Source organism: Hymenobacter monticola (assembly GCF_022811645.1).
In the GTDB taxonomy this organism is placed as follows: Bacteria; Bacteroidota; Bacteroidia; order Cytophagales; family Hymenobacteraceae; genus Hymenobacter; species Hymenobacter monticola.
The window spans coordinates 4,146,784-4,166,050 of record NZ_CP094534.1 but is presented as its reverse complement, the minus strand read 5'-3'; the positions used below and the strand labels follow the sequence as shown (position 1 = coordinate 4,166,050).

Sequence of the window (19,267 nt, the reverse complement as noted above, 5' to 3'; positions counted from 1 at the left end):
ATTGCTGAATACAAGATTAGGCACAACCACCCATTATTGAGGTAGAAATATGAAAGTCGGCAAGCAATTCAACACGCTCACCTTCGGCGAGTATCTGCACCTGATTGAGAACCACAAGAAGTTCACGGATTTCAACACGCTTGGGCTATTTCGTTCCATCGTGGAAACCACGAAACTCAGCCTCGAAGAGAAACTGGAGCTTCGGAGAGTAGCAGTTGGGGCGTTTGCGAATACGTTTGAGTTTCTGCAATTGAAAGACCCCAAGACCTATTTTAAGGTGAATACGTTAGGCGAAACATTAACCATAGCCGATGACAGTCAGGCTTGGGACGACATTCGACAAAACCAGCAGCGAATATTAAAAAGCAAGAAGCTGAAACACCGAAATTTTGGCACATACTCGAGGCACGATTGTGGCCAAGAAATTTGCTATATGAAGGGGCTTATGACTAAACAGGGCTCAGTACTAGCTGATTATGGCAGCAGTGGAGGAATGGGTTTCAGTTCAGACACTCGGAACTGGTTTAAGCCAGAAAAAGCTGCGCGTTTCAGACAGGATAGAAAATCCGAGCAGCAAATTGTTTATCACAGAATTTTGGAGGAATAATTTCCCTAATGGGTAAATACTGCACTGGTGCCCACGAAAGCGCATTTCGACCCAACCTGATTAACCTATCCTATATTTTCAGTTGACCGTTGACACTTAAAAATGCGCCATTAGCTTTGCTTAACCACAAAAGACAATCGACTCATGAATGATATTATCAGCCAGATTGAAGCTTACAAGACTCGTGATAATTTTCCTATAGAAGATTGGGAAACCCGCGGCCTAATGCCTTCGGATGATGATATCCGCAAAGGGATGAATCTGGCTGTAACTGAATTTGCAGACTTCTTGATTGCTCAAATTTCTAATGACATCACAGAACCTGCTGATTTACAAGAGAAAGTCCAGGATTATTTCGACGAGCGAGACAATTATGATTTTGATACTGAGGAGCGAGAATACATTGTTGACGTTCAATGTGAATTAGCAAAATTGGTAAACGTCAATTGTAGTGATTTGCTGATTTAATCAAGCATCCTTTTTCACAAACACCGCCATCTGCGAGGGCGCGCCCACGCCTTCCACCTCCTCTCCCATCCCCACCAGCCGCAGCTGATACCCGTGCCGCTCGGCCACGCCGGCGGCCCAGGCGGCAAACTCGGCGCGGGACCATTCGAAGCGGTGGTCGTCGTGGCGGAATTCGCCGGCGTTGAGCTTCTCGAAGAGCTGGTTGTAGTCGGCGTTGGGGCTGGTGACGAAGACGTGCGCCGGGCGGGCCTGCCCAAACACCACGGCTTCGAGGGCGGCGAGGCGGTTTTCATCCAAGTGCTCGATGACTTCGACCAGAGCCGCCACGTCGAAGCCGGCGAGGCGCTCGTCGCGGTAGAGCAGCGAGCCCTGGATGAGGTCGATGCGGGTGCGCTGGCGCGGGGGCATCTCGTCGAGGTGCAGCCGTTGGGCGGCGCGGGCCAGCGCCTGGTGCGACACGTCCATGCCGAGGATGTACTCAATTTTGGGCTGGCGCAGGAGCAGGCGCAGCAGCTTGCCTTCGCCACAGCCCAGGTCGAGCACTCGCGTGGGGGCCAGTTGGTAGATTTCGTGGGCTACTTGCTGGAGGCGCTGGTCGTGCAACGATTTAACCTCACCCCCCGGCCCCCTCTCCTCGGGGAGAGGGGGAGCCGGACGATTTTCTTCGCCAACAACATCGCCTGGAGCATGGCCGGTGTCCCCTCTCCCCGAGGAGAGGGGGTCAGGGGGTGAGGTTTCCGTCAGGTCCTCATCCCCCTCCAGCAGCCGTTCCAGCGTCGGATTCACATACGCCGCCAAATAGCGCAAATACCGGCGCGTGATGAAGCCGCGCTCCGGGTGCTGGGGCAGCCAGTCGCCGCCGCGGTGCAACAGCTTTTCGGCCTCGTGCTCGCCGATGTAGTAGTGCTTGTCGTTGTCGAGCACCGGGAGCAGCACGTAGAGGTGCGTCAGCACGTCTTGCAGGCGCAGGCCGGCGTGGCGCAGGTGCAGGGTGTAGTAGCGGCTGTCGCCCCACTCCGGCACGGTGGGGTCGAGCGGGGTGGTTTCGATTTCGACCTCGTAGCCCAGCGGCTCGAAGAGGCGGCGCGGCCAGTCGGGGCCGGGCGCCGACACCACGGCCACTTTCACGGCCAGCGGCAGGGCCTGGGCGGGCAGGTTTGGGCGTTCTTTGCAAGTGCCGTTCATGGCGGTGCCGAAGGCTTTGCTCAGGGCCGCGCTCAAAAAGGACGAGGCCACGTAGGGCCGGTCGTTCACGTATTGCTCCAGGGCGAAGCCTTCGCCCGACGCCCCGCCCCGGCCGCGCACGAGGCCCACGGGGTCGAGGTCGAGCAGCAGGGCTGCCGTGCAGCGCTCGGCTGTGGCTTCGGGATAGAAGACGTGGGCCTGGCCGCCGGCTACCTCGATGCTTTGCAGGCGCGCGGGGTTCTTGTGCAGCAAGTAGCCGAGGTCGGTGGCCGGCTGGTAGGTGGTGGAGATGGTGAGGAGCATGCAGCGCAGAAAAATTCAGAGGGTCGAATGTAGCACGGGCACGCCCGACAGCAGGCCGGGTTGGCGGCTACGAAGTAGGTTTGTAGTCAATCAGGCCGATTTTTGGCTCGCTTCCCTCCTTCCACCTGCGCTGTTTTCCGTGTCCGACACCACCCCTCCTGCCGCTCCTACCGGCCCGTCCCTCAACGATTTCGCCAGCTTCTATCTTTACGGCCTCACCAATCAGCCTTACCAGCAATCTTCTGATTTAACGAAGTTTGGCGAGCTGTACAACCTCGTTATTGGCAAACACGGCGGGCTGGGCATTGCCAGCTCGTTTCACCCCTACCAGTTGGTGAACCAAGCCGGCATCACGGTATGGTATACGGCCTATGCGCAGTTCTACGCCCAGCCCAACCGCCTGCAAATGTTCGCGGAGATGACCCTGGAAAAGGCGCAGTTTGTGGTGGTGCCGCCGGCCTCATTTGCCGAGTTCCACCTTTGGCCCGACACCCGCCTGACCACCGACGAAAACCCCATTTTCGGCCGCTTCGTCCCCTTCGTTATTCCCTTCCTAGTGCGCAAAGACCCGGAATTGCTGCGCTGGGACGCCGAATTTGCCGATGGCGACAAGAACCGCCTCAACGCCTACCTGAAAGAGGTGAACGCGGCCATCAAATTCGTGCAGCCTGCCCCGGCCTTTGTGCTGGGATTTGGGGAGTTCGACGAGCAACAGCCGGAACAGCTGATTGAGAAGTTTCTCAGCTGCCGCGACATGCTGCTGTAATCTGCTATCCTGCCGGCTATGCCTCGGCTGCGCTCGGCATGACGTGCTTTTTAGGCGCATCATGCCCCCTTCAGCGCGGCTGAACCGTCCCGGCCTGAGCGGCCAGCGCCGCATTGCTCTCCAGCACCGCGCCGCGCAGGAATTTCTTGTACCAGCGCCCCGAGTCCTTCAGAATCCGCTCTTGGGTTTCGTAGTCGACGTGAATCAGCCCAAAGCGCGGGCCGTAGCCCTCGGCCCATTCGAAATTATCGGTCAGGCTCCAGGCGAAATAGCCGCCAACGTCTACCCCTTCACGCTTGGCCCGCAGCACCTGGCCAACGGCCGCTTGCAGGTAGGCACGGCGGGCGGTGTCGTGCACGCGCCCGTCCGTTGCCGCATCTGGGAACGCTGAGCCACTTTCCGTTATCAGCAGTTTTGGCGCATTTGGGTAAGCGCCGTACTGTTTCAACATTTGGTAAATAGACTCTGGGTAAACCTCCCAGCCCATGTCAGTATAAGGCACACCGCGCTGCTTGGCGGGCACCAGTGCGGCCCATTGCAGCGGCAGCCAGGGCGAGAATTTCACCACCTCGCGGGTGTAGTTCTGAATGCCCCAGAAGTCGAAATTGAAGGCCATGCGCTGCTCGTCGCCGGGCTTCTGGTAGCGTTCCAGCAGCCAGCGCAAGGCCGGCAACTCGGCCGTGGGGTAGCCCAGGCCGAGGGTGGGCTCCACAAAAAAGCGGTTCAGCACAGCGTCGGCGCGGCGAGTGGCGGCTTCGTCGGAGCCGTTGCCGGGGCGGTGCGGCGTGAGGTAGGAGCACGAAAACGTGGTCCCGATTTCGGCTGCATCAGGCAATAAGGCGCGGAGGGCGCGCCCGCCCTCGGCCTGAGCCAGCGTGGCGTGGTGGGCCGCCGCCAAAAACGCCCCCAGGTGCCGCCGGCCCGGTGCGTGGATGCCCAGCAGGTGGCCGGCCCCCACAAACACCATCGGCTCGTTAATCACGGCCCAGTGCGGCACCCGGTCGCCGAGGCGGCGGGCCATGAGCTGGGCATACTCCGAAAACCAGCCCACGATGCTGCGGTTGGTCCAGCCGCCTTTGGCTTGCAGGGCGCTGGGCAGGTCCCAGTGGTAGAGCGTGAGCATGGGGCGCAGGTCGCGCTCCAGGCAGGCATCCACCAGCCGGTCGTAGAAATCGAGGCCGCGCCGGTTCACGGCGCCCGTGCCTTCGGGCAGCACCCGCGACCACGCGGCCGAGAACCGGAAATCGGTCAGGCCCATGCTGCTGGCCAGGTCGAGGTCGGTTTCGTAGCGGTTGTAGAAGTCGGCCGCCACGCGCCCGTGCTCGTTGCGCCGAATAACGCCCTTGCGGCGCGTAAAATCGTCCCAAATGCTGGGCCCCTTGCCCTGGTGCTGCCACGCGCCCTCCGTCTGGTAGGCCGCCGCCGAGGCCCCCCACCGAAAATCCGGTCCAAAATCGGTACGAGAAAAAGGCAGCGGCGCCGAAGCTGGGAAAAAGGCCGCCGGCAGCGGCTCGTCGTAGCGGGGTGGTAGGTGCATCATGCGCGGGGCGCGGAAGGAGCATTTAGAAAGGAACTTGGACTGTAATGCAGCGCGCCGCGAAGCGTCCCTACCACGCAACGCATTTCAATCGCAAGAAATTACTATTGAGGTAAAGATGCTTCGCGGCGCGCTGCGTGATGTTCTTTTTTAGCGTTTACGGCCTTAGCACCATTGCCCGGTAGTTGCTCGCGCAGCAGTGCATCCAGCACGTCGGCCGTGTGGTCGGGGTAGTCTACGGCCACGGTTTCGTCGCGGTGCAGCCACTGGTCTATTTTGTCCAGGTGCTTCTCCTTAAAGTTTTTGATGACGGGTACGCCCATCCGGGCCAGCGCCGCCGCGTTGCATTGCTGCTCGTATTGTTGCTTCATGGGCATCACCAGCAGCTTTTTGCCGAGGTACAGTGCCTCGGCAGGGGTTTCGAAGCCGGCCCCGCACAGCACGCCCGCCGAGCGGGCCAGGCTGTCGAGAAAGGCCGCGCCACTTACCGGCCACACGCGCACGTTGCCGTATTCGGCCGGCTCCTGGCTGTGCTTGCTGAACACCTCCCAGCGCGTGCTGCGGCTCAGGTACTGCAGCCGCTCCACCAGTATTTCCTCTTCGTAGGCTGGCAGGTACACCGTGTAGTGGCCCTCGTTGGTAGGGTTGAGTTCGCGCACTTGCTGGCGAATGACGGGCGTAGAAATACCCGGTCCATATTCCTGAAAATGAAAGCCGTATTGCGCGGTGCTGGGCGCGTAATGCTTCAGCACGGCGCGGCCGGCGGGTTCTTCCCGGTCGGGGCGCGGGGCGGCGGGGTGTAGCACGGCGCTCTGGTGGCTGAGGGCTACGCAGGGCACTTCGCGCAGCTTACAGGCCCAGCTGCTCACCGGTTCGAAGTCGCTGATGACCAAGTCGTAGCTTTCTACCGGCAGGTGGCGGACTTCGCTCACGAATCTGGCCGATTTGAATTGCCAGAAGGTTTTTACGAAGTTGATGCCGCCCTTTTTGCCGAATAGAAAGCCCATGCCCTGGGCTCGATACTTCACGTCAAACAGCAGTGGCAAATCGGCCGGCGGGCCGCTCACCAGAATATCGAGCTGGTCGCAGCGGCTGCGCAGCAGCGGCACCACGTCGAGGGCGCGGCTCAGGTGGCCGTTGCCGGTGCCTTGGATGGCGTAGAGGATGCGGGACATTAATCGGTTGGTAGTCGGTGTTCGGTGTTGGGCTTTAGGTGTTAGGTATTAGGTTTCAGGTGTTGGGGGTTTGTTGCTGAGCATTTATTGCGAAGCATAAAAGAATGCATTTAGCTTTGATTAGGACGCCCAATACCTAATACCCAGTACCTAAAACCCAACAACTGACACCCAACACCTATTTAATCTTGAATTCCACCAACAGCCCTTCCAGCAGCGCGGCCGGGTCGGCGTCGGTCAGCTCGTCCGCGGCTTCGGCGGCTTCGGCTTCCGACGAGGCTTGCATGGCGGGGTCCTCGTTGTAGTAATAGAGCTGCCACCCAGAGGTTGCGGTGTATTCCAGGGCCGTCAGGTTTTCCACCCAGTCGCCGGAATTCAGGTAGGTCACCTCCCCTTTTTCGGTGGTCAGGGGCTTGATTTCGGGCTGGTGAATGTGGCCACAGGCCACGTAGCGGTAGCCCTCGTCGGCGGCAATGGCGGCGGCCGTTTCCTTAAAATTGCTCACGGCCGCCACGGCGGTTTTCACCCGCTCCTTCACCAGCTTGCTCAGGGCCACGCGGGGCCGGCCCAGCTTGACCAAACCGTAGTTTACAAGGCGGTTAATCAGAATCAGCAGGTCGTAGCCGTGGCCGCCGAGCTTGGCCAGCCAGCGCGAGTGCCGCATGGTCACGTCGAACACGTCGCCGTGAAACAGCCAGGTACGGCCGTGCGGCAGGTCGAGCACCAGCTTGTTGGCGAGCCGGAAATGACCCAGCTTCAGGCCGGCGAACTTGCGCAGCAGTTCGTCGTGGTTGCCGGTGAGGTAATGGATTCGCACGCCTTTGGCAGCCAGCCCGGCCAGGTAGCGCACCACCCGCATGTGGGCCGGCGGCCAGTAGTTTTTGCTGAACTGCCAGATGTCCACGATGTCGCCATTCAGCACTAGCACCTGTGGGCGGATGCTCCTGAGGTAGCGCAGCAGCTCGCGGGCGTGGCAGCCGTAGGTGCCCAGGTGCACGTCGGAGATGACGGCCACCTGCACCCGGCGCTTGCGGCGCGGCCGGAGCGTATTTTCGCTGCCGGCGTCCAAGGAAAGGGTGGCCGTCCTCATGCGGCTGCGGCTTGGGTGAAACGGCCGCCCCGCGCCGGACCTTTGCTCCGGCGCGGCCGAATGGCGGGTCCGGACCGCAGCCGGCCCAGCGCCCCGCCGCCCCCAAACGCCGAGCGCAGGCTGCCCAGCGTATGCAGCACAAACGCCACCCACAGCGCCACCTGAAACAGTTCGTACACGAGCCAGCGCCCCAGGCGGCGCAGCCCCGAAATCAAGGCCGGGAAGTACATAGCAGGAAGGGTTAGAACCAGTGAATAATCCTGCTTTCAAAGTTCCTTTCTCCGCATGATGCCTTGTTTACGGCCATATTATCCTTAAATCAATTACATCAAGCCTACATCAGTCCAATTTTAGTTAAGCTTAACGTTATCGGATTCCAGTCAGCTTTTCCGTTCTTTGCCCACGCAATTATTCATGCGTTTTCGTCCTCTTATTTCATTCCTGACCAACCTTTATATTATGCAGTTTCTACCCCGCGCGGCGCGGCAATTGTTCTTCCTGGGCCTGTTCCTGCTGGCCGCCGGCTCGGTGCTGGCCCAGCCCACTGGCAAGGCCGCCAAAGGACGCAAGCGCTACACTTTTGCCCAGAAAGATTCGGAGTCGCCCTACGTGCAGAACGTAACCAAGAACACCGATGAAGAACAGGAAGTCGACGGCTCATTTACCCGCCTCGGTTACCGCTCGGCGGCCGATATGCTCAAGGAAATCGAGGCCCTGCGCAAGCTCAAAGACTGGGCCGACACCACCTATCAGCGTCGCGTGGCAGCCATCCCGCCCGGCGGCGCGTTGGTGGTTACGGTGCACCGCCAAGGCCCCAAAGGCGTGGAAATGTCCAACCTGACCCTCACCGCCACCGACAAAGCCGGCAAGGAAGTTTTCGCCCAAACGCTGCCGGCCGGCACCGGCCGCTTCTTCGGCCGCGACCTCTACCAGGGCAAAACCGTCCTGCCTTTCCCCAAAATGGACCCGCAGGAGCTCAGCATCAGCATCCGCGACGTCAAACTGTACCAAACCTTCGACTATACCCTGACGCTGCCAGCGGCGCAGTAAGCCACAACGCTGCAGTCAATTAATTGGGGCGACATTCGTTAGCGCGAGTGTCGCCCTTATTTTTGATTCCGTTACAACAACGAGGCGAAGCGGGCAATAATATTCCATGAAGTATCGAAAGCGGCTTTTCACCGTGTTGTTGCTTCTGCTGCTTTGGGGCTGCTTTAGCTTACCCAGCTACCACTACCCGCTGGCTTCCAATCTTCGGCAAAAGGCGCAATATTTGGAGCGCATCATCAGCACGCCCGACACTGCTTCCGCGGAGCTGAACGCGCTGGGCAATACCGAATGGTCGTTGTTTTCTCTGTCGTACGCGGTGTATGCCTTCACAAACATAGCCCAGCTGGATAGTTCCTTCCGGCCCGAAGCCGCGCGGTACACCCAGCTAGCCATCGCCAAAATGCTCAGCGGTAGCATCAAGGAGGCCTTTCAAAACCCCGATGCCATCGTTGCGCCCGACTCGGTCACGTCGGTGCTCTACTTCGGCCACCTCAACCTGATGTTGGGCTGCCACCGCCTGCTCGACCCAGCCTCGCCCTACCAGGCGCTGCACGATTCCTTATCGTCCACGCTGCACCGCCGGCTGGCCGCCGCCCCCAATCATTGCCTCGAATCGTACCCCGGCGGCGTGTGGGTGCCCGACAATGCCGTGGCTCTGGCCTCGCTGCAGCTGAACAGCGAGCTGACGGGCAGCTCCTACCGTGCGTTTTGCCAGCAGTGGGTGGCCTACGCCCGCCAGCACCTCACCGACCCGCAAACCGGCCTGCTGCTCTCCAAACCGGCCACCCGCCACCAAGCCGCCGAAGAGCCGCGCGGCTCGCACCTGGGCTGGAGCATTCTCTTCCTCTACCGCTTTGCCCCGGCCTACGCGGCTGAACAGTACCGTCGATACCAAGAACAGTTCAGCACCAATTTCGGGGTCATTCGCCTCTACCGCGAGCGGGCTGGCAGCTACGAAACCAGCGAAGGCGACGTCGACAGCGGCCCGCTCATTCTCGGCTACAGCATCCCGGCCAATGCCTTCGCCTTTGGCAACGCCGTGGCCTTAGGCGACTGGCTCAACGCCGAGCGCCTACGCCGCGTCATCAGTTTCGGGAGCCGCGAAATAAAAACCCCGCAGGAACTGCACTACGGCGTCCGCTTCGTGGACTTACCCGTCAGCCCGCTGGCCGAAGCATTAATTCTCCACGCCGAAACGATGACGCCATGGCGGGTGCTGCCTACCGCCGCAGCCGCACCCACTGCACGGCTATCACCGTCTTGGCATCCTGCAGAGGCTCCGCTACTAGCGCGTCCCAAGTGAAATCCAGCATTTCAATTTTCTCATTTTCCTCGGCTAACCCGCCACCTTCGCCGGTTTTGCGGCTTACCTCGGCGTAGTAGACGGTGATGGCCTCCGAGCTGGTGCCCGGCGAAGGCCACATCTGCACAATTTCTTCGAGCTGGTCGATTTCGTAGCCCAGTTCCTCGTGAATCTCGCGGCGCACCGCCGTTTCGGGCGCTTCGTCTTTGTCAATCATGCCGGCGGCCAGCTCCAGAATCTCCTTTTCGGGACCGATGCGGAACTGGCGGGTGAGCACGTATACCTGGCGGGCGGTGTCGTAGACCAGCGCGGCCACGGCCCGGCCGGGCGCAAACTGCTCGCGCTTAAGCTGCACGTCGCCGTCCTGCACAATGAGTTGATTGACTTTGTAGTGGCCGTCGAAAACGCGGCTGCGCTCAATGATTTGCATAAAGGGCGGAAGGATGAAAAAGGGATGCTCGGGCTCCCAAAGAACGGAAAACAACAGAAAAAGTCATTTGGCTTTCATTAACAGGCGGCAACAATGATGCGCAGGGCATCTTCCAGCGGCTCGAAACTGGTGATTTCGGCCACGTGGGCCAAAGGCCGCGCCACGCCCAGCCGGTTGACCCACACGGGCCGGATACCCACATCCAGCGCACCCAGCACGTCGGCCCGCCAGTTGTCGCCCACCAAAACGGCTTCCGCTGGCCGCGCCCCCAGGCGTTGCAGCGCCACCTCAAAAATCCGCGGGTCGGGCTTGGGCACCCCTACATCTTCCGAGGTAATGAGCGCATCCACCAGGTCGGTCATGCCCAGGAAAGTTAGCTTCTCCTCCTGCTCAGCGGTGCGGTTGTTTGTCACGATGCCAATGCGGTGGCGCGGCTTCAGGGCGTGCAGCAGGGCCCGCGCGCCGGCCATGGGCTGGCGCATCCGGGGATAATGGGTTTGATTGGCTTGCACAAAGGCCTCTATCTCAGCAGCCGTGGCGCTGGGCCAGTACGGGGCCAGCAGGTGCTTAAAGCGCAGACGTCGGGCCTCTTCGTACGAATAGCGCCCGGCCATGACCAGGGCGTGGTTTTCCTCCAACAATTCACTATACCGCTGATAAAAGGCCTCGAAATCGACGGTTTGGAAAAAGGGAAGCGGACTGGCGCTGGCCCGCAACGACGCCCGCGCGGTGGCGATGTGGTCGAACAGCGTGTCGTCTAAATCGAACAGGACGGTGGTTAAGGGAGCAGACAATTTTTCGATTTTCGGCGACATGTCTAAATGGTCGATTGGCCGATGACAGCTTGCGACGCGGATGGCAAGAATACTTACCGCCCAAAAAGCCCGCTGACAGCCGCGGCCTAAAGACCGAACCGGCATTGGCGCATCTGTGTTGTACCTTTGCATTTACCAGGGCCGCCGTCGGAGCAGCCCGCTGCCCGGCCGCGCCGGGCAAAGCCCCGCGCCTCGGCTGCCTCCGCAAGTAAGCGCACCTCACCCCATTCCTCTTCAGACCGGGAATCTGACGGCCTCCGACGAGCCGCCAACCCCACCCACGCCTGGCCCCGTCCGGCGTGGCCATGACGGCCTACGCCACTCCGTAGGCTGAACCACTCCATTTGCGAACAGTTGTTCGCCAACACTTTGACGACGGAGCGCCTATCATCGCCTCCGCGCTAACTACTTACTACTCGAATGACGTTTGACGATTTAAACCTGATTGACCCCATTCTTAAAGCCCTCAAAGAGGAAGGCTACACCAACCCCACTCCCATTCAGGAACAAGCCATTCCGCACGTGCTGGAAGGCAAAGACCTGCTGGGCGTGGCCCAAACGGGCACCGGCAAAACCGCTGCTTTCACCGTGCCCATCCTGCAGGTGCTGCACCGCACGGCCCAGGTGGCCAACCACGCGCCCCGCGCCATTCGCTGCCTCGTGCTCACGCCCACCCGCGAGCTCGCCATCCAGATTAACGAAAGCTTTGGCGCCTACGGCCGCCACCTGAGCCAGATTCGCCACACGGTTATCTTCGGTGGCGTGGGCCAGAACCCGCAGGTGCAGGCGCTCAAGCGCGGCGTGGAGGTGCTCATTGCCACCCCCGGCCGCCTGCTCGACCTCATGAATCAGGGCTTCGTCGACCTGCGCCAAATCGAGGTGTTCGTGCTCGACGAAGCCGACCGCATGCTCGACATGGGCTTCATCCACGACATCAAGCGCATCCTGCCCAAGCTGCCCGCCAAGCGCCAGACGCTGTTTTTCTCGGCCACCATGCCCGGCCAGATTCAGGAACTGGCCGCCAGCATCCTGCGTCCCAACCCGGTGCGCGTGGCCGTGACGCCCGTCAGCAGCACCGCCGACACCGTGACGCAGTCTGTGTACCTCGTGGAAAATAACGACAAGCCCGCCCTGCTCCGCCACATTCTGCAGGACAAGGACATCAAGCGCGTGCTGGTTTTCACCCGCACCAAGCACGGCGCCGACAAAGTGGTGAAAACTCTGGCCGCCAATTCCATTCCGGCCGAAGCCATCCACGGCAACAAAAGCCAGAACCACCGCCAGCGCGCCCTCGCCAATTTCAAAGCCGGCAGCACCCGCGTGCTGGTGGCCACCGACATTGCCGCCCGCGGCATCGACGTGGACGAGCTGACCCACGTCATCAACTACGAAATCCCGAACGAGCCCGAAACCTACGTGCACCGCATCGGCCGCACTGGCCGGGCCGGCGCCTTCGGCACCGCGTTTTCCTTCGTGGAAGAAGAAGAGCGCGCCTACCTGCAGGACATCCAGAAGCTCATCAGCCGGCAGATTGAGGTCGACGAGCATCCTTTTGCCTCGGGCCGCATCAAGCCGGTGATGCTGCACGGCAACGAACGCATCATCCGGCCCAAGGGCCCGGCCGGGCGCCCGGCCCGCGGCCCCCGCGAGGGGGGCAATGGCGGCGGTGGTCGTTCGGGCGGTGGCCAGGGCGGCGCACGCTCTGGCGGCGGCCGCGGCGGCGAGCGTCCCAGCGGCAGCGGCAACAACGGCGGCGGCCGCCCCAGCGGCGAGCGCAGCCGGCCCGCTGCTCCGGCCAATAACGGCCAGTCCGATACCGCCCGCCGCTTCGGCAGCGGCGGCGCCCGCGTGAACGTGGGCGGCAACCGCGAAGGTGGCGACCGGAACCTCGGTGGCCGGCGGCGCGGCGACGCCGGTGGCGCGCGCCGGGGCTCGTTCTAGGGGGCGCGCCTTGTAGCGTTCTGCTCAGCCTTTCTCGATAGCAAACGGCCCGGAAAACTTTTTCCGGGCCGTTTGTCTTTTTATGCTGATTGCCGACGCGCACTTGCCGTCTTGGCTAACCGGTCTGAATACTTAATACCTATTACTGACTACTGAAAATGGCACAGCCCACGCTTCCCGTCATTCAGGCCCTGCGCGACACGGCCCAGCGCCTCGCCACCCAAGCGCCCTACCAGTGGGGCCACATGGGCAGCTGCAACTGCGGACACCTCGCCCAAACCGTCACGCGCCTCACCAAAGCCGAAATCCACGCCCGCGCCATGCAGCGTTATGGCGACTGGGAGCGGCAGCTCGTGGACTACTGCCCCACCAGCGGCCTGCCCATCGACCAGACCATTGACGAGATGCTGGCCCTCGGCTTCAGCCGCCGCGACCTTTCCCACCTCGAACGCATTTCCGACCCGACCATCCGGGCCGCCATCCCCTTCGAGCGCCGCAACGCCCTCCGCCACAACCAGCGCGACGACGTGGTGCTTTACCTGCGCACCTGGGCCGACTTGTTGGAGCGCGACCTGCTGGCCGGCATCAGCCTGCCAAGCTTCGAAACCGCCCCGGTGCTCACGCCCACACTGGCGGCCGTGGAGGCCTAACGCGCCCACCCGACACCGGCCACCTACGGCCACACGCAAAAGCCCCGACCAGTTGTTGGTCGGGGCTTTTGCTTTTTCGAGGGTACTGGATGGCCGGCCCAAATGGCCGACGGCAGACTTAGTTGCGGGTGACGTTGGAGCGCTGGGCCTCGCGGTAGCCTTCGGCCCGGTGAGCGCGCTTGTAGGCGGCGTCGGCGGAAGGGTCTTTCTCCGCTTCAGCGGCGTCGGGGGCCTGGGAACAGGAGGCCGTCAGGAGCATGGCCGTAGCGGCGGCCAACCAAAGGTTCGTGCGAGTCAGTTTCATGCCGCGAAGGTAACTCCCCGAATGTGATGGAGCAACTTCCAACAAGCTTTCTATCAGGTGATCGGATTACAAGTGATGCTCCCCCAATCACTTACGTTTCTCCCTTGAATGAGGGAAGGTGCGAAAGCTCAGTGATAAGGATGAGCTTATAAGCGTGTTTGTATCCGTTTCTTGTATCCACTTGATCAATCTTGTATCCGTGAATCAGGGAGTGGAATTGTATTAATGGCTTATTCGCTCACCACCGCGCGCACAGGTGAGGGCCATATAAATCCACTCCAAGCGTGTTTACGCGCAACCACGAGCCTCTTTCCTATTGAATGGAGTGGTTTACGATTGTTACTCCCCTTTCCTGCCCTTGATTAGCCTGTGAATATAATGAAATGCGTATTTGAGCCCCGCTATCACGAGCACCAAAATGATAACATCGATGAGGAGAATGAAATAATCGATCGACACCTTGAATAGTAGCATGACTCGAAAGTAGTGCCCCATAAAGAAACCCTACCAACAGAGTCGATAGGGTTGCCAGTGTGAAAGCCTTGGATGGGGTACGCTAATAGAGCACGGTTATAACAGTACAGTGATTGTCACTAGCACAACAACAGTTAGTATAGTTAAGTTCCTCTACTACAGTGGACTAACCACTTGCAAATGTTCCCACAATATAGTAAGGGCTGACCAGCCTGAATAGTGGTGAGCTAGTGGTAGAGGTTGGTAGAGCATATGGGAGTGATTGGAGTGTGGTAGAGTAGCAGTAGAAGAGATGGTAGAGCACCTGATACACCCTGTTTCGCAGCGTTTTTTTGGTGTAAATGACTACTGACTAACTAGGCATATTAGACTCACAATAACTAAAGCAGTTGAGCTGTAACAGTATTATGTTCTTCATGAGTTGGAAACCCTACTGACTCTGTTGGTAGGTTTTTTTATTGTGAATGCCCCTGCTCTCCTGGCTTATAACTACCAGATGGACAGCAATATAAACAGAGAACAAGCTCTGAGAGAGCAAATCAAGTCAAGAATTGCACTTCAGCTCACAAAGGGAGTGGCAGCCATGAATGCTGTCTCAAAGGCAGCCCATAAAGAGAAGCGTCAACTCTACTTCAACTACATCAGAGATCTGATCGGTAAGGGAGTGCCCTACCATGACCGGGTGGCCATGATGATGGAGGAATTCACCCTCACTCAGAGGTATGTCAAGGCTCTTCAGAAGCAGTACAGGGAAGAGCTGAAAGCGACCAAAGCAGAGCGTGAAGAGAATGGCAGAGAAGATTACCTGACACAGCTGGAATTCCTCTACCGAGATGCCATGAAAGGTGGTGACCGTGATGCAGCTATCAAGCTGATGAACACGATCGCTAAGGTGAAAGGGTATGATGCCCCTATTAGGATCGAAGCCAAACAGCAGATTGCAGTTCACAACAACTTGGATAACTGGTCAGTCGATGAATTGCTCCAGATGCGTCAGCTCTTGGAGAAAAACAAAGAGAGCAATGACTAACCGTGCCGAGGAAGAAGAAGGAAGAAGCTCTCCTACCTCCGTCACCACTAGAAGTCAACAGGGCCATCTATAAGCAGTCATTCTACCAGTTCTACAAGGATGCTTTCAAGGTCTTAGAACCTAACACAGACTACCAAGACAACTGGCATGTCAAGTACCTGTGTGATGTGCTTCAAGAGGAGACAGAGAGGATAGCAAGGAAGGAGACCAAGCAGCGGGACATCATCATCAACATCCCTTTCAGAAGCTCAAAGTCTCTGATCTGTACTGTCGTGTGGCCGGCATGGGTGTGGTGCAAGTATCCAACGATGAAGTTCATCGCTGCCTCCTACTCCAATGACCTGTCACTAGAGCTGGCCACCAAGAGCAGGGACCTTCTCCAGTCTGATTGGCTCTTAGAGCACTTCCCAGATGTTCAGCTCAAGAAGGATAACAACAACAAGAGTGGGTTCGAGAACACGAAGACAGGTGTCAGAGTCTCAACATCTGTAGGAGGTACTGTCACAGGTAAAGGAGCTGATGTCATCCTGATTGATGATCCGATAGACCCTAGAAGAGCTTCTTCAGAGGTTGAGATCAAGAATGCGAACGACTGGTACAACGGGACAGTCTACTCACGTCTCAACAACTTCAGAACTGGTGTCAGGATCATCATCATGCAGCGACTGCATGAGAACGACCTATCAGGGCATCTGCTCAAGAAGAATCCTGAAGGGTATCGCCACATCTGCATCCCTGCCACTGACGAAGACCCACGCAACATCAAGCCGGTTGAGCTGAGGGAGAAGTATGTAGATGGCTTGTTCTGGCCTGACCGCTTCACCAGAGCAGAGCTACTCAACTTCAAATCTTCTCTAGGAAGCAAAGGATACTCTCAGCAGCTCATGCAGCGGGCTGTAGAGAGTGAAGGCGGGATGTTCAAGCGTGACTGGTTCAAGAACATCTCAGCTGAAGACTTCAGGAGCAGATGTGATGGAAAGGCTCCAGTCTTTAACGTCTTCATCGACTCAGCAGAAACCGACAAGAAGGATAATGATGCGACAGGCATCGTCTTAGCTGCCACGATTGGAGCAGACCTCTACATTAAGGAGGTGATAGCAGAGAGAAAGGTGTTCACAGACCTGATCAGATTCCTGAAGGAGTGGCTTCCTAAGTACCTTTCCTCCACTTCCAAGGTCCATATCGAAGGGAAGAGCAGTGGGAAATCACTGATCAGTCAGCTGAAAGCTGAGACCTCCTGGAATGTCGTGGAAGTCCAGCCTGGCCGTGACGCCAAGGTGGTCAGGGCTGAGTCAGTCACTCCGATGGTGGAGGGTGGCAGGGTGTTCTTGATCGAAGGGGATTGGATTGAAGACTTCTTGGAAGAGATCTGCTCCTTCCCTCTTGCAGCCCACGATGATACAGTTGATGCCTTTGTCTACGCGTGCAAGCATATTAAGAGTAGCAGCAGCTTCTGGTATGGTAGTCCGTGGTGACCTAACTTTAAGTTAGGTCACCACTCTTCTCATCGGAGTTATAATGAGCTTCAGCAAAATCAATTAAATGTTGAGGCAGCTTTTTATAATAATATCCTTGATAGCGATCTTGCATTCTGGGGTCAAAGGGAGTCCATCGCAAATTGGTGAAGTGGTTGTTAAGTCGATTCTGATCTATATGCTCGACAAATTCATACCCTTCTGGATTCGTAATAAAGTATTTAGCAACCAATTCATGTATGCAATACTCTATCTCCTTCCTCATCCTAGACTTCATCCTGAGTTTAAGAGGCGCAGTTACAGCCAATTTAACGTCATACGGGCTTCTATCGATAACTAAATCAATTGTCAATACTGGAGTGCGTTTCCCAAATAGCCAAGTGTGATAGTAGCTTGGGTGCAAGACATACAGCTTGCCACCTTTCTCAAATTTTCTAATTTCCAGCTCTTTCCCAGGTTCATCGTTTACAATGCTCCATACTCTTCCAGATTCAGTGATAACATAACTGTTGTGCCAATCGATCCGGGTGGCATACTCGCCATTCAACAAAAAGTAAGTTTTTCCCTCTAACATAGCAGCAAGGTAAGGTGATGCAAGATTCCGAACAAGCTATCAGAATAGTACACTAGGGAGAGCAGAAAGCTTAGGAAGAAGGCTAGTTCATTTGGTGTGGCAACATGCGATGTGGTAACTTTCCAGAATGAATCACAACTACTCCTTTCCCATAAGCCTCTTTATCTCACTTCTTGTTTCTGGTAGCGCCTATGCACAGTCCACTTCTAATGTAGCCAATGGAAAGATGTATTCGGAGCGAGTGGGTAAATCGTCAATTTATTTTCCTACTCCAGCAGGATTTGTCAGCGTTAGGCCAGAGATGAAGCGCTATTATGATTATGCCAGCCTACTTACCCCAAAGGGGAGCCAGCTAAATGCGTTCTTCTTGCAGGATTCAATGAAAAAGCATCTCAATGCTGACACGCTACTTTATCCTGCTAAATTCATCAGGGTGCAAAGCCTTACAAATTTTGAATTACCGCCTTCAATAGAAGACAAGGAAATCATTCGAATATTTAAAGATAAATTAAAGAAACAGAGCACTGAATCTTATTCGCAATATGTTGACAAAGTCAATAAGCAGTTAGTAGATAAGGAGGACGAATTGATACGGCTTATGGAATACGACTCCGATTTTAAGGCCTTATCCATGGTAGCAGTGAAGGGTTTTGATGAAGGTCCCCTTTGGTTGTCATATGGTATGTTTATTAAATACAACGTTGATGACACTGAAGGTAAACAAATAGTTGATATTAAGGCTGGCACACTATCTTTTGCATTAATAAAAAGACAAATAGTGTTTGTCTATTCCTACGCGGAAAAGGATCAGTTAGAGTGGGCAAAAAGAACTACCAAAGGTTATCTAGAGGCTCTTGTTGCAGCAAATAACCCTGTACTACCAAAACTTAGCTCAAAGCCAATTCCGGCAACAGTCAAAGGGGTGAAGAGATAACGGGAATGCGCTTCAAGGGCTTCGAAGATTGGATGAGTGATCTTCCTTGGCGGGGCTGGTTATTAGATCTGGCTGGTCTTTATGGCATTGCTGCAATCATGCACTTCGCTGGAGTGATTAAGTAGCTCAGATTCCCCTTATATTTCCGGGATGGAAAACTTTCTACTGCAAGGGGAAGAAGTGGTGATGCACTCTCCCAATAATGTTGTCGTTCTGACGACTCATCGAATCCGCTATCATGCGGCTAGCACTTCGCAGGCACACCTCGTGTCGGTGATGCTCGAAAAGGTTAGCTCTTGTGAAGTTCGGTATGATAGCCAACCCATGCTACTTGTGATTGGAACACTTATCGCACTTGCTGGTGGATTAGGTCTGACGCAAGGTGGACAAGCATCTTTGATTGGCTTTGCAGGGGCTTTGGTTGGCGCTTTTCTAATCTTGGCCTACTTCATGACGCGCAAGCATATGGTGAGCATCGCTTCTGATGGCGGCGCTCGAATCGGCTTTGCAACCACCGGGATGAAGAGAGAATATGTTGTAGGGCTGATTAACAGCCTAGAGATGGCCAAACATCAAAGGATTGTTAACCTTGCTCAAGTAGGCAGGCCAGCTTACATGTAATCATAAATAAAGCCCCTTACAATCTCTGTAAGGGGCTTTTGTTTTAACGGTCTATAGTAATGGTGATCGCCTCTCCTTTTTTTGTATTTGCCTGCATCCTCTTGAACAGCTTGTCAAACTCTGCTCGGCTGTTGCTGACCCAATCCTTGACACTTGGATCGTATGTGCCAGGAAGCAGGCATCCCTCGGTGTCTGCGGCCTTATTGCCTGGGTGGATCCTCACACCTACAAAACCTGGAACATCAACCAGCAGCGGCAGCAACCTCTTAAATCGGTTACTCATGTCGATGATCACCTTGTAGGTGCCGCAAGGAATGGCAGTTGCTCCATAAACCTTCTTATCGGTTGTCTTTCTTGTGACATCCTCCAGGATATGACACTGAAACCTGCCATCTACATAGAGTTCTGAGATTGTTGTCTTTAAAGTGTGGATTAAGGATTTAACTTCTAACTTCATGGGGTATCTACCACCTATAAAAAAAGCCTCCATCATGATGATGGAGGCTTTTAATGTTAGTCATGTATCATGTATCGG

At 56.8% G+C, this 19,267-nt stretch carries 21 protein-coding genes; 11 read left to right on the top strand and 10 right to left on the bottom strand.

What is annotated here, in order from left to right; all coding sequences use genetic code 11:
* The first annotated feature begins 49 nt into the window (after positions 1–49).
* Both MTP16_RS17285 and MTP16_RS17280 read left to right on the top strand, forming a co-directional pair.
* Complete coding sequence (locus MTP16_RS17285) at positions 50–607, top strand: hypothetical protein (RefSeq protein ID WP_243512195.1); 558 nt, start codon at positions 50–52, stop codon at positions 605–607.
* A gap of 144 nt (positions 608–751) precedes the next feature.
* The gene (locus MTP16_RS17280) at positions 752–1,075 is read left to right on the top strand and encodes a DUF4844 domain-containing protein (RefSeq protein WP_243512193.1); all 324 of its coding nucleotides are present in this window, start codon (positions 752–754) and stop codon (positions 1,073–1,075) included.
* On the opposite strand, the gene MTP16_RS17275 is transcribed toward MTP16_RS17280, so the two are convergent.
* Positions 1,076–2,563, bottom strand: coding sequence for a 3' terminal RNA ribose 2'-O-methyltransferase Hen1 (locus MTP16_RS17275; protein ID WP_243512192.1), 1,488 nt, complete (start codon positions 2,561–2,563; stop codon positions 1,076–1,078).
* A 139-nt stretch (positions 2,564–2,702) separates the two neighbouring features.
* Here MTP16_RS17275 and MTP16_RS17270 point away from each other — a divergent pair, with 139 nt between their 5' ends.
* Entirely contained in the window at positions 2,703–3,329 is a 627-nt protein-coding gene (locus MTP16_RS17270; RefSeq protein ID WP_243512189.1) for a hypothetical protein, read from the top strand.
* Between the two features lie 70 nt (positions 3,330–3,399).
* Here MTP16_RS17270 and MTP16_RS17265 read toward each other — a convergent pair whose 3' ends face one another.
* From MTP16_RS17265 to MTP16_RS17250, 4 genes are all read right to left on the bottom strand, one after another.
* On the bottom strand, positions 3,400–4,869 hold the full coding sequence (locus tag MTP16_RS17265; RefSeq protein ID WP_243512187.1) for a GH1 family beta-glucosidase: 1,470 nt from the start codon (positions 4,867–4,869) through the stop codon (positions 3,400–3,402).
* A 101-nt stretch (positions 4,870–4,970) separates the two neighbouring features.
* The gene (locus tag MTP16_RS17260) at positions 4,971–6,041 is read right to left on the bottom strand and encodes a glycosyltransferase family protein (protein ID WP_243512184.1); all 1,071 of its coding nucleotides are present in this window, start codon (positions 6,039–6,041) and stop codon (positions 4,971–4,973) included.
* A 178-nt stretch (positions 6,042–6,219) separates the two neighbouring features.
* Positions 6,220–7,131, bottom strand: coding sequence for a UDP-2,3-diacylglucosamine diphosphatase (locus MTP16_RS17255; protein WP_243512181.1), 912 nt, complete (start codon positions 7,129–7,131; stop codon positions 6,220–6,222).
* Complete coding sequence (locus tag MTP16_RS17250) at positions 7,128–7,361, bottom strand: hypothetical protein (protein WP_243512179.1); 234 nt, start codon at positions 7,359–7,361, stop codon at positions 7,128–7,130. The genes MTP16_RS17255 and MTP16_RS17250 overlap by 4 nt, the downstream gene beginning before the upstream one ends.
* Before the next feature lie 229 nt (positions 7,362–7,590).
* Between MTP16_RS17250 and MTP16_RS17245 the strand changes: the two genes are divergently transcribed.
* Positions 7,591–8,181 (top strand): hypothetical protein, encoded by a 591-nt coding sequence (locus MTP16_RS17245; protein ID WP_243512176.1) that lies wholly within the window; start codon positions 7,591–7,593, stop codon positions 8,179–8,181.
* Between the two features lie 106 nt (positions 8,182–8,287).
* Positions 8,288–9,484, top strand: coding sequence for a hypothetical protein (locus tag MTP16_RS17240; protein WP_243512174.1), 1,197 nt, complete (start codon positions 8,288–8,290; stop codon positions 9,482–9,484).
* Here the strand turns inward: MTP16_RS17240 and MTP16_RS17235 are convergent.
* A complete protein-coding gene (locus tag MTP16_RS17235; RefSeq protein WP_243512172.1) occupies positions 9,402–9,914 on the bottom strand; it encodes an NUDIX domain-containing protein in 513 nt (170 codons plus the stop codon). The genes MTP16_RS17240 and MTP16_RS17235 overlap by 83 nt on opposite strands.
* 77 nt (positions 9,915–9,991) lie before the next feature.
* On the bottom strand, positions 9,992–10,708 hold the full coding sequence (locus MTP16_RS17230; protein ID WP_243512169.1) for an HAD family hydrolase: 717 nt from the start codon (positions 10,706–10,708) through the stop codon (positions 9,992–9,994).
* A 441-nt stretch (positions 10,709–11,149) separates the two neighbouring features.
* On the opposite strand from MTP16_RS17230, the gene MTP16_RS17225 reads away from it, so the two are divergent.
* Both MTP16_RS17225 and MTP16_RS17220 read left to right on the top strand, forming a co-directional pair.
* A complete protein-coding gene (locus MTP16_RS17225) occupies positions 11,150–12,670 on the top strand; it encodes a DEAD/DEAH box helicase (RefSeq protein ID WP_243512166.1) in 1,521 nt (506 codons plus the stop codon).
* A 158-nt stretch (positions 12,671–12,828) separates the two neighbouring features.
* Complete coding sequence (locus tag MTP16_RS17220; protein ID WP_243512161.1) at positions 12,829–13,320, top strand: hypothetical protein; 492 nt, start codon at positions 12,829–12,831, stop codon at positions 13,318–13,320.
* Between the two features lie 118 nt (positions 13,321–13,438).
* On the opposite strand, the gene MTP16_RS17215 is transcribed toward MTP16_RS17220, so the two are convergent.
* On the bottom strand, positions 13,439–13,624 hold the full coding sequence (locus MTP16_RS17215) for a hypothetical protein (protein WP_196284743.1): 186 nt from the start codon (positions 13,622–13,624) through the stop codon (positions 13,439–13,441).
* An 895-nt stretch (positions 13,625–14,519) separates the two neighbouring features.
* On the opposite strand from MTP16_RS17215, the gene MTP16_RS17210 reads away from it, so the two are divergent.
* Together MTP16_RS17210 and terL are read left to right on the top strand one after the other, a co-directional pair.
* Positions 14,520–15,128 (top strand): hypothetical protein, encoded by a 609-nt coding sequence (locus MTP16_RS17210; protein WP_243512159.1) that lies wholly within the window; start codon positions 14,520–14,522, stop codon positions 15,126–15,128.
* A gap of 2 nt (positions 15,129–15,130) precedes the next feature.
* Positions 15,131–16,603, top strand: coding sequence for a phage terminase large subunit (gene terL, locus MTP16_RS17205; RefSeq protein ID WP_243512157.1), 1,473 nt, complete (start codon positions 15,131–15,133; stop codon positions 16,601–16,603).
* 7 nt (positions 16,604–16,610) lie between these two features.
* Here the strand turns inward: terL and MTP16_RS17200 are convergent, their stop codons facing one another.
* Entirely contained in the window at positions 16,611–17,177 is a 567-nt protein-coding gene (locus MTP16_RS17200; protein WP_243512156.1) for a hypothetical protein, read from the bottom strand.
* A gap of 127 nt (positions 17,178–17,304) precedes the next feature.
* Between MTP16_RS17200 and MTP16_RS17195 the strand changes: the two genes are divergently transcribed.
* Together MTP16_RS17195 and MTP16_RS17190 are read left to right on the top strand one after the other, a co-directional pair.
* The gene (locus tag MTP16_RS17195) at positions 17,305–18,111 is read left to right on the top strand and encodes a hypothetical protein (RefSeq protein ID WP_243512153.1); all 807 of its coding nucleotides are present in this window, start codon (positions 17,305–17,307) and stop codon (positions 18,109–18,111) included.
* A 150-nt stretch (positions 18,112–18,261) separates the two neighbouring features.
* A complete protein-coding gene (locus tag MTP16_RS17190) occupies positions 18,262–18,732 on the top strand; it encodes a hypothetical protein (protein WP_243512151.1) in 471 nt (156 codons plus the stop codon).
* 43 nt (positions 18,733–18,775) lie between these two features.
* Here the strand turns inward: MTP16_RS17190 and MTP16_RS17185 are convergent, their stop codons facing one another.
* Entirely contained in the window at positions 18,776–19,225 is a 450-nt protein-coding gene (locus tag MTP16_RS17185; RefSeq protein WP_243512148.1) for a DUF5675 family protein, read from the bottom strand.
* Positions 19,226–19,267 lie beyond the last annotated feature (42 nt).

Coding starts and splice junctions, on each gene's coding strand:
- MTP16_RS17285 (WP_243512195.1), top strand. CDS start 50: ATGAAAGTCGGCAAGCAATTCAACACGCTCACCTTCGGCGAGTATCTG.
- MTP16_RS17280 (WP_243512193.1), top strand. CDS start 752: ATGAATGATATTATCAGCCAGATTGAAGCTTACAAGACTCGTGATAAT.
- MTP16_RS17275 (WP_243512192.1), bottom strand. CDS start 2,563: ATGCTCCTCACCATCTCCACCACCTACCAGCCGGCCACCGACCTCGGC.
- MTP16_RS17265 (WP_243512187.1), bottom strand. CDS start 4,869: ATGATGCACCTACCACCCCGCTACGACGAGCCGCTGCCGGCGGCCTTT.
- MTP16_RS17260 (WP_243512184.1), bottom strand. CDS start 6,041: ATGTCCCGCATCCTCTACGCCATCCAAGGCACCGGCAACGGCCACCTG.
- MTP16_RS17255 (WP_243512181.1), bottom strand. CDS start 7,131: ATGAGGACGGCCACCCTTTCCTTGGACGCCGGCAGCGAAAATACGCTC.
- MTP16_RS17250 (WP_243512179.1), bottom strand. CDS start 7,361: ATGTACTTCCCGGCCTTGATTTCGGGGCTGCGCCGCCTGGGGCGCTGG.
- MTP16_RS17245 (WP_243512176.1), top strand. CDS start 7,591: ATGCAGTTTCTACCCCGCGCGGCGCGGCAATTGTTCTTCCTGGGCCTG.
- MTP16_RS17240 (WP_243512174.1), top strand. CDS start 8,288: ATGAAGTATCGAAAGCGGCTTTTCACCGTGTTGTTGCTTCTGCTGCTT.
- MTP16_RS17235 (WP_243512172.1), bottom strand. CDS start 9,914: ATGCAAATCATTGAGCGCAGCCGCGTTTTCGACGGCCACTACAAAGTC.
- MTP16_RS17225 (WP_243512166.1), top strand. CDS start 11,150: ATGACGTTTGACGATTTAAACCTGATTGACCCCATTCTTAAAGCCCTC.
- MTP16_RS17220 (WP_243512161.1), top strand. CDS start 12,829: ATGGCACAGCCCACGCTTCCCGTCATTCAGGCCCTGCGCGACACGGCC.
- MTP16_RS17215 (WP_196284743.1), bottom strand. CDS start 13,624: ATGAAACTGACTCGCACGAACCTTTGGTTGGCCGCCGCTACGGCCATG.
- MTP16_RS17200 (WP_243512156.1), bottom strand. CDS start 17,177: ATGTTAGAGGGAAAAACTTACTTTTTGTTGAATGGCGAGTATGCCACC.
- MTP16_RS17195 (WP_243512153.1), top strand. CDS start 17,305: ATGAATCACAACTACTCCTTTCCCATAAGCCTCTTTATCTCACTTCTT.
- MTP16_RS17190 (WP_243512151.1), top strand. CDS start 18,262: ATGGAAAACTTTCTACTGCAAGGGGAAGAAGTGGTGATGCACTCTCCC.
- MTP16_RS17185 (WP_243512148.1), bottom strand. CDS start 19,225: ATGATGGAGGCTTTTTTTATAGGTGGTAGATACCCCATGAAGTTAGAA.